14 protein-coding genes are annotated in these 12,579 nt (G+C 49.6%); 4 read left to right on the plus strand and 10 right to left on the minus strand.

Translation table 11 applies throughout. The annotated features are described in order from the left end of the window. Positions 1-61: 61 nt before the first annotated feature. From AC56AD_RS00080 to AC56AD_RS00105, 6 genes are all read right to left on the minus strand, one after another. Positions 62-448: a YraN family protein gene (locus tag AC56AD_RS00080; RefSeq protein WP_012506874.1), complete on the minus strand. Its 387-nt coding sequence runs from the start codon at positions 446-448 to the stop codon at positions 62-64. Next, positions 445-1,065, minus strand: a complete 621-nt coding sequence (gene rnhB / locus AC56AD_RS00085) for a ribonuclease HII (protein ID WP_012506875.1) — start codon at positions 1,063-1,065, stop codon at positions 445-447. Before rnhB ends, AC56AD_RS00080 begins: the two co-directional genes overlap by 4 nt. A gap of 73 nt (positions 1,066-1,138) precedes the next feature. Continuing rightward, positions 1,139-1,813 carry a DUF2461 domain-containing protein gene (locus AC56AD_RS00090; RefSeq protein WP_012506876.1) on the minus strand — a complete coding sequence of 225 codons (675 nt, stop codon included), beginning with the start codon at positions 1,811-1,813 and terminating at the stop codon, positions 1,139-1,141. 79 nt (positions 1,814-1,892) lie between these two features. Then, positions 1,893-2,210, minus strand: coding sequence for a type II toxin-antitoxin system HicB family antitoxin (locus AC56AD_RS00095; RefSeq protein ID WP_012506877.1), 318 nt, complete (start codon positions 2,208-2,210; stop codon positions 1,893-1,895). Then, positions 2,197-2,463, minus strand: coding sequence for a type II toxin-antitoxin system HicA family toxin (locus AC56AD_RS00100; protein ID WP_012506878.1), 267 nt, complete (start codon positions 2,461-2,463; stop codon positions 2,197-2,199). Before AC56AD_RS00100 ends, AC56AD_RS00095 begins: the two co-directional genes overlap by 14 nt. A gap of 275 nt (positions 2,464-2,738) precedes the next feature. Next, complete coding sequence (locus tag AC56AD_RS00105) at positions 2,739-2,864, minus strand: hypothetical protein (protein ID WP_263053215.1); 126 nt, start codon at positions 2,862-2,864, stop codon at positions 2,739-2,741. Between the two features lie 388 nt (positions 2,865-3,252). Between AC56AD_RS00105 and AC56AD_RS00110 the strand changes: the two genes are divergently transcribed. The 3 genes from AC56AD_RS00110 to AC56AD_RS00120 are packed head-to-tail and all read left to right on the plus strand — an operon-like array spanning position 3,253 to position 7,593. Beyond that, positions 3,253-4,941 (plus strand): Rne/Rng family ribonuclease, encoded by a 1,689-nt coding sequence (locus tag AC56AD_RS00110; RefSeq protein WP_012506880.1) that lies wholly within the window; start codon positions 3,253-3,255, stop codon positions 4,939-4,941. 26 nt (positions 4,942-4,967) lie between these two features. After that, entirely contained in the window at positions 4,968-5,831 is an 864-nt protein-coding gene (locus AC56AD_RS00115; RefSeq protein WP_012506881.1) for a 2,3,4,5-tetrahydropyridine-2,6-dicarboxylate N-succinyltransferase, read from the plus strand. Positions 5,832-5,835: 4 nt separating this feature from the next. Further along, positions 5,836-7,593 carry a S41 family peptidase gene (locus AC56AD_RS00120; protein ID WP_012506882.1) on the plus strand — a complete coding sequence of 586 codons (1,758 nt, stop codon included), beginning with the start codon at positions 5,836-5,838 and terminating at the stop codon, positions 7,591-7,593. Here AC56AD_RS00120 and AC56AD_RS00125 read toward each other — a convergent pair. The 3 genes from AC56AD_RS00125 to AC56AD_RS00135 are packed head-to-tail and all read right to left on the minus strand — an operon-like array spanning position 7,584 to position 10,892. After that, complete coding sequence (locus AC56AD_RS00125) at positions 7,584-8,270, minus strand: DUF3593 domain-containing protein (protein ID WP_012506883.1); 687 nt, start codon at positions 8,268-8,270, stop codon at positions 7,584-7,586. The two genes, AC56AD_RS00120 and AC56AD_RS00125, sit on opposite strands and share 10 nt — an antisense overlap. Further along, positions 8,271-9,413: a geranylgeranyl diphosphate reductase gene (locus tag AC56AD_RS00130; protein WP_012506884.1), complete on the minus strand. Its 1,143-nt coding sequence runs from the start codon at positions 9,411-9,413 to the stop codon at positions 8,271-8,273. Positions 9,414-9,416: 3 nt separating this feature from the next. After that, positions 9,417-10,892, minus strand: a complete 1,476-nt coding sequence (locus tag AC56AD_RS00135; protein WP_012506885.1) for a glycine--tRNA ligase — start codon at positions 10,890-10,892, stop codon at positions 9,417-9,419. Positions 10,893-11,151: 259 nt separating this feature from the next. On the opposite strand from AC56AD_RS00135, the gene AC56AD_RS00140 reads away from it, so the two are divergent. Beyond that, positions 11,152-11,517 (plus strand): DsrE family protein, encoded by a 366-nt coding sequence (locus AC56AD_RS00140; protein WP_012506886.1) that lies wholly within the window; start codon positions 11,152-11,154, stop codon positions 11,515-11,517. A gap of 100 nt (positions 11,518-11,617) precedes the next feature. Here the strand turns inward: AC56AD_RS00140 and AC56AD_RS00145 are convergent, their stop codons facing one another. Then, positions 11,618-12,391 carry a YkgJ family cysteine cluster protein gene (locus AC56AD_RS00145; protein WP_012506887.1) on the minus strand — a complete coding sequence of 258 codons (774 nt, stop codon included), beginning with the start codon at positions 12,389-12,391 and terminating at the stop codon, positions 11,618-11,620. Positions 12,392-12,579 lie beyond the last annotated feature (188 nt).

Genomic DNA, 12,579 nt, shown 5'->3' on the forward strand with positions numbered 1-12,579 from the left:
ATGGAAATTGAACCTCAAGATAATAAAAATGCCGTCATAATGCTTGCCTATCGGCGAGGAATCAAGCCCAGAAAGCATCGGGAAAATGTTCAATAATAAACGAGCTTATCCGTTTTTCCTCCATATGTTGCACGCGAATTGCAAGCACGTCGAAGCGGCAGTCGCACTCCCCTGCGCTGTGGAGAGCAAGGTAAGCCCGTGCCGCCTTGATGATCTCATGCTGTTTCTGGAGTGTCACCGCTTCAGCCGGGTGCCCCTTGGCAGAAGAGAGGCGGGTTTTTACCTCAACAAAGCAGAGTGTTTTGCCCTGCCGGGCGATAATATCAATCTCATTGCGATGGAAACGGTAATTGCGCTCAAGGATGCGATACCCCTTCTGGACAAGGTAGTTAACCGCGAGCTGTTCACCCTCCTGACCGAGCAGATGCGGGTCGTACCCTGTAGTCATGGCTTTTCACCCAGTTGACGAAGCCTGAAGCTCTGGCGGTGAATCGGGCAGCGTCCATGCTGGCGGATAGCTTCGACATGCGCCCTGGTGGGGTAGCCGACATGGCGCTCAAAACCGTATTGCGGGTACTCACTGGCGTACGCCACCATCAGCTCATCCCGATGGGTTTTGGCCAGCACCGATGCAGCCGCAATTGAAAAGACCTTCGAATCACCCTTCACAACAGTTTCATAAGGGATTGGGAGCTCCGTGCGGAACCGGTTGCCGTCAACAAGAAGCAGCTCTGGCTGGATCGGTAATGCTGCAACAGCCTGGTTCATGGCAAGCATGGTCGCCTGGAGGATGTTGATTTGGTCAATGGTCTCAGGATCAACTTCAGCAACCGCCCAGAAAGCCGCCGCATTCCGGATGGCAGGGGCAAGCAATTCCCTCTCGGCCGCCGAGAGCTTCTTTGAATCATTCACCCTCTCAAGTATCGTACCAACCGGCCTGAACCAGCGAGGGAAGATAACCGCCGCCGCAACCACAGGCCCGGCAAGTGGCCCCCGGCCCGCCTCGTCAATACCGCAGACAAGTGCCGTTGTTTGCCACAGAGGCCATTCGTAATCGGTAATCATCTCTTCTTCTTGCCTCGGTTCTTTGTTGTAAAGTGGCACATTCCTGACATGCAGTGAAAACCCTTGATGCCTCTCACTCCCTTGATAAAGCACCATTCAGGAACTGGACAAGGGGGCTCACTACACCGAATGTTTTGGCAAGTTCCGCCACAAATCCGGGATTGGTGACTTCATCATCGGTGAAAAAGCGCTGGGTGTAATACCCCTTGAACTTGAGATACTCTATTGCCGGATTCGTGCTGTCATACCCCTTTGGCGGCCTGACCAGCTTCCCTGAAGGCAGGATCCCTTCCGGAAAATGAGAAGAGAACTCTTTTTGAGCAATGAGTGACTGCCACTCGGCGAAATGAGCATCAATCTCCCGCCTGAGCTCTTCCAGAACGGCGGCTTCGGGCATATAGATGCCTCCCCCGGCAAACGTTGCACCCGGCTCGATGTGGAGGTAGTAACCTCCGAGGGGGCCTTTCCTTCCGCCTTTGCTGATGAAGGCAAAGAAATTCGTCTTATAGGGAGATTTGTCTTTTGAAAACCGGATATCCCGGTTGATGCGCATCATGCAGCTCTTTGGATCAAGGCCGGAGAGGGCAATACCCTGGTCAAACGCAGAGATCGCCACAAGAAGCTGAAGCACCGTATCGAGCATCTCACCATAAGCCTGCTGGTACTCGCTCTTGTGCTCCGTGAACCAGACTCTCTCATTATTGCCCTTCAACTCACGGAGAAAGGCGAGGGTTGTGTCGGTAATCATCGGTGGAAAGATTAATCTGCGTTACGAAAAGAAAAAGTACACATCCTGTATTTATCTTTCTCAAAAGATGGAGCCTTTTTCAGGCTGACTGGAGTGTATCATTGACCCATTTGTTTAGGCTTTTTCCTGCTTTTATTGCCTTCAGATGAATGGCATGGTGCAGTTCCGGGTTCATTCTCAGTACAAATTTACCGGAAAATGGCTTATCCGGTTTTTCGCCCCGCTCTGCACAAAATTCGAGATAATCATCGACAGAATCCCGGAACGCCTGCACGATCTCATCAACACTGCGTCCCTGAAAGGTGACGACATCTTTCGTGTCGACTACCTCGCCATGAAACAGACCGGCCTCATCGTCAAACTCAATATGCCCTGTGTATCCCTTATAGTTCAGCATGGTACTCCACTCCTGCTTCTTGTAAAAAACGTCTTATTGATTTAAGCGCACTTTTGTCACACTCCTTTTCGGGATGCGGCCTGTGAAAAACTGCACGAACCCCATTCAAAAAAATCCGTACTCTTGATCCGTTTCCCTCGGAAATTTCTGCTCCCAGACCCTGTATCAGCGTTTCAATATCGCACCACTTCACGTCAGAGCGTACCGGATCTTCAAAGATCCTGGTTAAAATTTTTTGCTGTTTTTTATGCACGAACAAGTATCACTAAGTGATATCAAAACGCAACTAATAAATGTAAAAAATAAATCACGTTGAAAAAAAATTACCATCTGAGTGCTTTTAGTCAGTCAAATCTCCTTTGCCACCATGACAACCTGAAATCCATCATTTTCTGCAATTCCTGAGAGGCCGGATGGGAAAAGAGTTCCCGACCATTTTCATCGCATAAGGGTGCGGGTAAGTTCAATCTCTGTTCAGCACCCCCAGAATCTCCTGAAAGCTTGCCAGCCCGGCTTCGAGGTTTTCGATTATTTCCCCGGCCAGTTGATCCGGCTCTTTTCCTGAACAGCCCATCCTGCCGCCATGAGTTGGCAGTCGATGGCGTCACGAGCTTTCTGTTCGGGAGTTTGGTTCAGAGAATTTTTATCCGGCATAACGTGAAAGGAGTGAAACGCAACACGAAAAAACTGATACGTTCAATGTACATAACTTCAAAGAAATCTTGCAAATAGAAAGCCGCCAAGAAGGGCTTTGGTTCTTGATCGTAACGACGCATGTGCGCAGCCTCCTCTGTGCCGGTTTTGGCGGTTTCCTGTCTATTATTTCTTATCTTGATCGTCAATCTGCAGGCCATTCGGCTCATTTTTCCGCCTGACGGCTGTCGCTGGGCGGATGAAACAAAAAAGAGTTATCAGTTGGAGAATGTTCCCTGTAAGGGAGCGGCGTGGTTTTGGGGATCCGTTCTGTGTTGTTGTTTATTTTTAGAGAAGTTGTAACAGGGGGGAATCCCCCGGGTTCTTGCCATTATTAAAGAGTGTGCAAATGAAGAAGAGTTCGAATAAGCAGTTGCTGATGAACAAAACCGGTGACGAGATACAGGTTGCACTGGTTGAGGAGGGACGTCTGGTTGAATTGATTATTGAGCGTCCCGAAAGCAGGAGGAGTATTGGTGATATTTATCTTGGCAGGGTACATAAGGTTGTGGAGGGGCTTAAGGCGGCCTTTGTTGATATCGGCCAGAAGTCGGATGGCTTTTTGCATTTTTCCGATGTCGGCACAACAAATGAGGATTATCGTGCGCTGATTGAGGATGATGATGATGATGAGAATGGCGGTGTGGATGATGGCGATGATGCGCCGCAGGGTGCACGCAGTGGTGATGAACCGGCGGCGGGTGCAAATGTTAAGTCGGCTGCCCGCAGTGGCAGCAAGGCCCCTTCGGCAGATGATCAGGATCGGGCTGAGAAAAGGCAGTCATACACACAGATGATTGCTGGCAAGCTCAAGCCGAATGACTCCATTCTGGTGCAGGTTATCAAGGAGCCGATCAGCAGCAAGGGTTCCCGCCTTACTTCTGATATTACGATTGCCGGGCGCTTCATGGTGCTGCTTCCTTTTGGTGGAGGGCAGGTAGCTGTCTCCCGCAGGGTTGTTGCCCGCAAAGAGCGTTCAAGACTGAAAAAGCTGGTGCGCTCCATGCTTCCTGAAGGTTTTGGGGCCATTATCCGCACTGTTGCTGAAGATCAGGAGGAGACGTTGCTGAAGCAGGATCTTGAGAAGCTTCTTGCCAAGTGGACGCAGATTGAGGAAAAGCTGCAGGATGCTGCCCCTCCCCAGTTGATTTTCAAGGAGGATACGATCATATCGAGTGTTTTGCGTGACTCGCTTACCTCTGATGTCACGGAGATTGTTGCCAATTCACAACTTATTTACAAGGAGACGCTGAACTACATTCAGTGGGCTGCGCCTGAGATGGTGAAAAATGTCACCTTCTATCAGGGAAAACTTCCCTTGTTCGAAGGCTATGGCATTGCCAAGGATGTTGAGTCGATCTTTTCGCGCAAGGTATGGCTTAAGTCGGGTGGCTATATCATTATTGAGCATACCGAGGCGATGGTGGTTGTTGATGTCAACAGTGGAAGGTATGCAGCCAAGCGGGAGCAGGAGGAGAACTCTCTGAAAACCAATCTTGAGGCGGCGCGGGAGGTTGTGCGGCAGTTGCGGCTGCGTGATATCGGCGGCATTATTGTTGTTGACTTTATCGATATGCTTGATCAGAAAAATGCCAAGAAGGTTTATGATTCCATGAAAACCGAATTGCGCAATGATCGGGCGAAATCAAATATTCTTCCCATGTCTGATTTTGGTATCATGCAGATTACCAGGGAAAGAATTCGTCCAAGTTTGATGCAGCGGATGGGCGATCAGTGTCCTGCATGTGGAGGTACCGGGGTGGTGCAGGCAAGGTTTACGACCATTAACCAGATTGAGCGCTGGCTCAGGAAGTATGCGCTTCAGCACAATATGAAATTTCAGCAGCTTGACCTTTATGTCAGTCCGACTGTGGTTGAGCCGTTGCAGAACAGTGACATGAAAACGGAGTTGAAGTGGTTTCTCCAGCACATGCTTTTTGTTCAGGTGAAGCCGGATGAAAGTCTCAGAAGCGACGATTTCCGCTTCTACAGCAGAAAAAATAACAAGGATATTACCGCCGAATATGGCGATATCTAATCAGTAATCAGAGCAGAATGTGTGTTATGGGACAGTATGATTCTTTAAAAGATGCGATTTTGGGTTTTTCTTCACTTGGCGCGTCTGCGCTCTGGGAAATTCCGGAAGCAAGGCGTGTGTTTAATCAGTTCAAGCAGTTGCTTAATGAGGGGCTGGTGAGGGCTGCGGAAAAATTTGAAGGAGAGTGGCGGGTCAACTCCTGGGTCAAGGAGGGAATTTTGCTTGGTATGCGCCTTGGCAGATTGCAGGAGAGTTATGTTGCGCTTGATGAGCATGAGACAGGGTTTGCTTTTATCGACAAGGATACCTATCCGCTTAAAAAGATTACGCTTGCCAATAATGTCCGTATTGTTCCCGGAGGATCGGCTGTGCGTGATGGATCATATCTGGCGCCTTCGGTGGTGATGATGCCTCCTGCTTATGTCAATGTTGGTGCCTATGTTGATGAGGGTACCATGATAGATTCCCATGCCCTTGTGGGTAGTTGTGCACAGGTCGGTAAAAAGGTGCATCTTTCGGCTGGTGTTCAGGTTGGTGGTGTGCTGGAGCCGATCGGCGCCATGCCGGTCATTATTGAGGACGAGGTGATGGTCGGGGGTAACTGTGGCATTTATGAGGGCACCATTGTGAAGGAGCGTGCGGTTATTGGCACCGGGGTGATTCTTAATGGGTCAACTCCTGTTTACGATCTTGCCCTGAATACCATTTACCGCAAAACTTCCGAATCTCCGCTGGTGATTCCTGCCGGGGCGGTTGTTGTTGCCGGATCACGAAAGATCAAGGGGGATTTTGCTGCTGAACACGGGCTTTCCATCTATACACCGCTGATTATCAAATACCGTGACGACAGGACCGATAGCGCTACAGCCCTTGAAGAGGCTCTCAGATAAACGCATGCAGAGCAACGAAAAGAGGAGCAGGGGCTGGTTGTGGAGAGGCTCTTTGCGACAGGGTTTGCTGGCCCTTATGGGCGCATTTTTTTTCTTTTCAGCACACTCTCCTGCACTCCTCCTCTCAGCGGAGCCTGCCCGGTTGGCTCCCGCTGACTCTGCCAGTTCTGCTGACAGAGAGTATTTTGATATTGTCAAAAGTATTGACCTTTTCAGTGAGGTCTATAGTGAGGTCTCAAAAGGCTATGTTGATACGCTGAATGTCAGTGGGTTGATGTATGCCGGTATCGATGGCATGCTTCGTACCCTTGATCCGTATACGGTTTTTCTGGACGAAAATGATGCGGATGAACTCGATGAGCTGACCAGCGGGCACTATGCCGGTATCGGCATTACGATTGCCTCTGTTGACACTTTGTTTTATGTTACATCGGTTGTTGATGGCTATGCTGCGGCAAAAGCGGGCCTCAGGATTGGGGACACTATTGTTGCTATCAACGGTCGGGAGATCAGGACAATGTCGCTGGATGAGGTTAAAACCCTGATCAAGGGGCCTGCCGGTTCACCGATTACCTTCCTGATTGAGCGTCAGGGCGTCCCCTCTTTTTCCTCGACACTGATGCGGGAGGAGGTGCGGGTGAGCACCGTAAGTTATTCCGGTATTCTTGACGGTACGGGCTATATCGAGATGAAGAGTTTCGGTTCCCATTCGATGGATGATCTGCGTGAAGCCATTCAGGGCCTTTTGCGTCAGGCCTCAGAGCAGCATTTTCAGCTTAAAGGCCTGATTCTTGATCTCAGAAATAATCCGGGAGGATTGCTTAATGTTGCCGTTGATGTTGCTTCGCTCTTTGTCAGTAAAGGCAGTGAAGTGGTATCCATTCGGGGACGTTCTCCGGAAATGGCTAAATCCTATGTAACCGCCTCTCCTCCGCTGCTTCCCGCTCTTCCCCTTGTGGTTCTCATCAACAGCCAGAGTGCTTCAGCGGCTGAAATTGTTGCTGGCGCGATTCAGGATCTTGATCGCGGGGTTATTATTGGCGAGCGCTCTTATGGCAAAGGGCTGGTACAGTCGGTTATACGGATTTCCTATAATAGCTCACTGAAGCTGACGACGTCGAAATACTATACTCCTTCGGGCCGTTTGATCCAGAAAGAGGTCAATAATGCGGTGCGTGAATCGCGCAAGGTGATTCCCGTACCGCAGGGAGAGACGGCAACTCAGATTTTCTATACCAAAGGAAAGAGAAAAGTGTATGGCGGAGGTGGTATTCTGCCCGATATCCAGCTCCCTGAACCGGTTACCTCTCCTTATCTTTCGGAGCTGAACAAGAGGGGCCTCATCTTTCTTTTTTCTTCCGCGTATCGTTCCCTGAACCCGGTGATGCCTGTGCAGCCACTCGACCGTGCGGCGGTTATGGTATCGTTTGCTGATTTTCTGCAGCGCAGGAAATTTGTCTACACCTCCGATTCCGAACGCCGTTTCAATGAGTTGCGGGAGAGTATGAAGAAGGTTCAGTCGACAAATACGGAGAGTGATTCTCAGAGTGTCACTGCTTTTCAGCAGGAGATCGATCGGCTCAAGAAGCAGGAGATTACAGCAGAGTCGGAGCATGTTGCCCAGGCTCTTGAAGTGGAAATTCTCCGCCATTTCAATGATCGTATTGCACGAACGGTAGAAATTGGGCATGACACGGCGGTCAAAAAAGCCGTTTGGCTCTTTTCTGATTCCCGTGGTTATTCACGGATTCTTCATCCCTGAATGGCATTCAGTTGTTCCCGTTTATACTCCCTGATTTTACGGTGAGCACCGATGGCAATCATGAGGTTGCTGATGCTCAGCAGGCTTTCGGCCAATCCGTGCAGCAGGTCGTCGTGTGAAAGTGTTGGATACCCTCTGACGACGGTGGCGAGGTACATGCAGAAGATGGTGACTGAGATGAATATCAGCACAAACCAGAAGCCGGCAACAGTCAGACCGGAAAAAATTGTCCGGTCACGGCGCCAGACTTTCAGCAGCAGTACCAGAAAGGTTATATAAACTACGCTTGAGAGTTGGAGAATCGCGTCAAAGATATCGGCCCCAAGGTAGGATTGTGGTTTTCCGGCAATCATGATGGCAGCAAGAGCGGCAGTATAACTGGTTGCTGAGGTTTTTTTGGTGCTTTTCAGCAGGTTCAGTGTGGCGAGCAGGAGAGCTGTGCTGCCAAAGAGATTGATGAGTTCCGACATATCGAGAAGTATCGGAATGGTGTCACCGGAGATGTGATAACCCAGTACAAAAAAGCTGCCACTCCAGTGTGGCAGCATGGCGAGGCCAAAGAGGCGAATGTCGCGCCGCCCCGTTATTTTTCCATAGTGGAAGAGCAGTGCGGCAGCAATTCCCCATTCAAGCGCTGATGAGAGATGGATAATCCAGTTGGGAAGAGAGAGTAACATTTAGCAGCCCTTGATGAGGTGGTAGATATTTTTGGAAAAGATCTTCATCTGGGTTGACCAGGGAGCAGGCACCATTTTTTTATAGAGATAGGAGTCGAAGGTTATCTGCTGTACATCATCGTCGGCGCATATGGCGACAAAACTCTCCCTCAGTCGGTCGTTACGGTAGTAGGCTGCCTGCAGCACTTCAAGACCGAAAAAGATCGGAGCATAGAGCTTGCGGAACTCTTTTTCATAGTTCTGCAAGGGGGTCTTGTTTTTTATATGCTCAATCATGGCCTGAGCCCCAAGTTTTCCGGAGCGCATGGCAAAGAAGATTCCTTCTCCGTTTGCCGGTGTGACCAGTCCTGCAGCGTCTCCGACAAGGATCGCCTTCTCCTGGGTAAATGATTTGCGTGGCTTCATCGGGATTTTTGCAGCTTCGTCAAGATAGGGGGCATCGGTGATCCCGATTTTTTCAATAAAGCGTTTCTGGAGCGCCTTGAGGTTGTGCCGCTTGTCCTCTGTCCCGGTACCGATTGCCAGATGATCCGCCTTGGGGAAAATCCACCCATAAAAGTCAGGAGAGACCTCGCCGTCAAACCATATTTCAACGATATCGCTGAATTTCTGGATGGCCGGGGTGTATTTGAATCGCTGCTGCATGGCAATCACCTTCAGTTCGTTGAGCGGAAAGTGCAGTTCATCGGCAGTTTTTGAGTTTGCGCCGTCGGCTCCGATAATCTTGCGAGCTCGCAGTGGCGCCACCTTGTCGTTGAGTGTATTGATGACAAAGCCGTCTCCCGAGTGTGAGATGGATTTGACCAGTCCTTCAACAATGACGGCTCCGGCCCGTTCAGCTTCAGAACGCAGATAGCGATCAAATTTTTCGCGTCGTACCATGCCGACATAGCCGTTCGGCATATGCATTTCAATGATCCTCCCTTTTGGAGAGCGGGCTCTCATGCGGGAGAGCTTTTTTTCTATCAATTCGGCAGGAATCTGGAACTCCTCGATAAGACCAAGAGGAATTGCTCCCCCGCAGGGTTTGACGTTGTCAAGGTTTCGTTCAATGAGAACGGTTGATATTCCGGCTTTGGCCAGTACGGCGGCTGCTACGGCTCCTGAGGGGCCACCACCGATTACTGCGACATCATAACGCATAGCTTAAAGCGTGATTAGTTTTGAGGCGAGAAATTCCCGTACCCTCGAAATTTCGATCCTCTCTTGTGTTGCCGTGTCGCGGTAACGTACGGTGACGCTGTTTTCCTCCAGAGACTGATGATCAACCGTGATACAGAAGGGTGTGCCGATCTCGTCCTGGCGGCGGTAGCGTTTGCCGATAGAGCCTGCATCATCATATTGGACAAGGTGTGCCGCTGAAAGTTCTTCTCTCAGCAGTGAGGCCATCTCTCCCATTCCGCACTTTTTCATCAGCGGCAGTACGGCTGCTTTGATGGGAGCGACTTTCGGTGAGAGTTTCAGCACAACACGTTCATCGCCATCAACGGTATCTTCTGTGTAGGCATCTGCAAGCAGCGCCAGGAAGAGTCGATCGCATCCGGCAGAGGTTTCCACCACATAGGGGAGGTAGCGCTCATTGGTGAGCTGGTCGATATACTCCATATTTTTGCCGGAATACTCCTGATGCTGTTTCAGATCAAAATCGGTTCTGGAGTGAATCCCCTCAATCTCTTCAATACCGAAGGGGAACTCGAACTTGATGTCGTAGGCAAGGTCGGCATAATGGGCCAGCTTGTCATGTTTGTACCAGTGCAGTTTCTCCTTTCTGAGGCCAAGGGCGCTGGTATACCAGGCAAACCGCTCTTCTCTCCATGCCTCAAAGGCTTCCGCCTGGGTACCGGGTTTGACGAAGTACTGCATCTCCATCTGCTCAAACTCTACCATGCGGAAGATGAAGTTTCCTTTCACAATCTCGTTTCGGAAGGCTTTGCCGATCTGGGCTATGCCGAACGGTACCTTCATGCGTGAAGATTCGCGAACGTTATGGAAGTTCACGAAAATCCCCTGGGCTGTTTCGGGCCGCAGGTAGACAATATTTGATTTATCGGCAACAGCGCCCATATTACACTGGAACATCAGATTGAACTGGCGTACCTCTGTCCAGTCACCCGAGCCGGTGTCCTGTGCCTTGATCCCTTCGGCAATGATAATATCGTAGAGTGCACGGTTCGAGTCCTCTGCCCCGGCGACGGCTTCATATGCGCTTTGTACCCTCAGGAGCTCTTCCTCCTTGCCGTCCCGTCGCAATTTCTCAATATGGTTTTCGATCAGATGGTCAGCACGGTAGCGCCTTTTGGTGGTTTTGTCGTCAATCATCGGATCGTTGAAGCTTGCTACATGACCTGAAGCCTCCCATACCCTCGGGTTCATCATGATCGATGCATCAAGCCCTACAATATTCTGGTGGCGACGGGTCATTGAGTTCCACCAGAGTTCCTTGATGTTTCTTTTCATCTCGCTGCCCAGTGGCCCATAGTCGAAGCATGAGGAGAGTCCCTCATAGATTTCCGATGACGGGAAAATAAACCCTCGACGTTTGGCCAGTGAAACCAGTTTATGCATCACCTTATCAGGAGGCAGATTGACACTTTGCACCCGTGTCTGGTCAGAATTGCTCATCGTTCGTTCAAAATAGTGTGGAAAAATAGCTCCGGGTACTCCCGTTTAACAGAGTAAAACAAGGAATATAACAAACCAGCAGGGATAAATCAGGAAAGGGTGTGGTTAAAAGAGATTCGGTGATGAAGGCTGAATGAGCAAAAGAGAGTTCCCGCTATCGATAAAAAAATTTTTACGTTGCACTATATTGTATCCTGAAGGATCGATATCAGCGATCGAACATTTGCAGATATTCAGGAACTCTAAAAACCATACTCATATGGAAAGCAGCAAACTGCTCATTATCAGTACCATTGGTCAAGAAAACCATGAGAAGGCCACCCTGCCATTCGTGCTTGCTACGGCATCACAGTCACTGGATGTTGAGGTTGTGATGTTTCTTCAGTCATCGGCGGTGGTTCTGGCAAAAAAAGGAGAGGCAGAAAAGGTCAGGGCTGAGGGGTTTGCTCCTCTCGGAGAGCTGTTTGATACCTTCATGGATATGGGTGGAAAACTCTATCTTTGTTCCCCGTGTATTAAGGAAAGAGATATTGCTCCCGGGGATCTGGTCGATGGTGTGCAGATCGGCGCCGCCGGAACACTTGTTCATGAAGTGATGAGTGCTGACTCGGTGGTTACCTACTGATTGTCATTGTAGCCAGGTGCTCTCAAAAAACGCAGGGCGCTCTTTTTCTGTGCCCTGCGTTTTTTTCAGCGTTCCTGCTGGATTTATTTTTGGAGAACGCTCATGATTGCCGCAGCGTCATGGTTGGTTTTTTGAAGAGGGCGTACTGCAGCCATTGGTGGGCGAAGAGCATCAGTTCTGCTTCGTCGGTTTTTACCATTTGAAGCAGTTCATCATCTACCTCGAACACCTGAAGGAAGCGGCTTTCCATCATAAAGTCCCTGAAGGCATCGAGGTCATAGCTGGCCATGAAAAACATTTTCAGGCTTTTTTCATTTGGTTCGAGTTCGGGACTCAGCAGTTTTTTGTCGAGAATGATGTCCATCCAGACCCTGTTTTTGTCGTCATAGTCATCGATCTCCTGGCTTTTTCGCCACTCTCCGACTGTCCACTCCTGTTCTTCCTCAAACCCCTTGCAGTGCGCTTCTTTTATGAGAAAATAGAAGTCGTTTCCTCCTGCCGTTGCGTTTTTGTGGATGCCGAAGCCGATCGGGTAATAACGACATGCCAGAGGCCGGTCATTGTAAACGGTACACCCCTCTTCTGCAACAAATTTGCACTTGCCCTCATCGTGCAGTTTCAGCCTGACAAAAGGGAGCTTCGATTCTTGCTGGATTACCGGTTCGGTGTATGCCGAAAGAAATTCGGCTGACGAGAGACCGAGCCTGTTCTTCATCCTCAGGATGTCATACGGAGTGAGGAAAATATCGGGATTGCTGCAGCAGTTGTTGTAGCACGAAAGCCCTTTGTGGCAACTGAACTGAAAGGTGCTTTCGCTGGTTAGTCTGGTTTGTTCATTGAGTTCTATACCGAGCTTGTCAAGGAAGTTTTCCATAATCCACCTGTTTTAATTCGTTACCGTCATTAACCCCGCAGAAAAGCAGAAAGAAGAGCGGGCTGTCAAGTAAAATAAATTGTATATACTGTGAAGATGATTTATCATGGATGAGTTTCCGGGGCGGCTTTGTTTCAAGCCATAATGCTCTGGGTAACTCACTCAACGCCATCAATTTACCTAAAAAA

The organism is Pelodictyon clathratiforme, from assembly GCF_982375515.1.